This is a genomic window from Candidatus Symbiopectobacterium sp. NZEC135 (assembly GCF_025962695.1).
On record NZ_JAGFPF010001215.1, the window covers coordinates 1 to 652 of the forward strand.

1 protein-coding gene is annotated in these 652 nt (G+C 58.3%); it reads left to right on the top strand.

Going from position 1 to position 652, the window contains the following annotated elements; all coding sequences use genetic code 11:
• On the top strand, nt 1-652 hold a 652-nt coding region (locus tag J5224_RS33425; protein WP_264629185.1), incomplete at both ends, for an HAD-IC family P-type ATPase.

Sequence of the window (652 nt, forward strand, 5' to 3'; positions counted from 1 at the left end):
GCCATTTCTACCGTCGCGCCTGGAGCGCGTTACGTAGCGGCACCTCCAATATGGACGTGCTGGTCACGCTGGGAACCAGCGTAGCCTATCTGTTCAGCCTGTTCACGCTGCTGACCACGCCGCACGGTCATCTCTATTTTGAAGCCAGCGCCGCGATCATTACGCTGGTGCTGTTGGGTAAGCTGCTGGAAAGCAGAGCGAAAACCAAAACCGGTGCTGCCATTGAAGGCCTGCTCAACCTGCAACCGCCCATCGCCCATGTGGAAGTGGACGGTGAGATTGAGGATCGCGATGTGGCCAGCCTGCACAGCGGCGATATCTTTGTGGTGCGTCCCGGTGAGAGTGTTCCTGTTGACGGCATCATTCTCGATGGCCTCTCGGAGGTCAATGAATCGATGCTGACCGGCGAGAGTGTCCCGGTAGTGAAAGCGGTGGGTGCCGAAGTATTTGGCGCGACGCTTAACCAAAGCGGCATGCTGCGTGTCAAAGCCACCGGTGTGGGGAGCAATACGGCGCTGGCGCGTATCATTCGTATGGTCGAAGACGCACAGGGCTCAAAAGCCGCAGTGCAGCGGTTGGCCGATAAAATCTCGTCGGTGTTTGTGCCGGTGGTGGTAGCCATCGCGCTGCTTACCTGGTTGACACACTGGTT